Origin of the sequence: Neisseria sp. P0013.S005, assembly GCF_051958425.1 — a bacterium.
In the GTDB taxonomy this organism is placed as follows: domain Bacteria; phylum Pseudomonadota; class Gammaproteobacteria; order Burkholderiales; family Neisseriaceae; genus Neisseria; species Neisseria subflava.
This window is the reverse complement of record NZ_JBQCVL010000114.1, coordinates 1-204: the sequence shown is the minus strand read 5'-3', so window position 1 is coordinate 204 and position 204 is coordinate 1. Positions and strand designations below refer to the sequence as shown.

Below are 204 nucleotides of genomic sequence, written 5' to 3'. Positions count from 1 at the left end.
GCCGAGCGTCGCGCCAAAGTGATGCAGTGTACGCCCGAGGCTTTCCGTTTTTTCTGCAAGACTTATCTACCGCATTACTTCCCCGACGACAGTGAATCTATTTTTCACACATGGGCATATACGGAATTGCCCGAAATCGAAAAAGAGCCGGAGTCTGTCTTGCAGTCTTGTGCGGCATCGCGCGGCGAAGCGAAAACATCGCTG

General features: G+C 52.5%; 1 pseudogene. It reads left to right on the top strand.

What is annotated here, in order from left to right:
* Window positions 1–204, top strand: a pseudogene (locus ACTHTA_RS11720) (phage terminase large subunit); the annotation flags it as partial.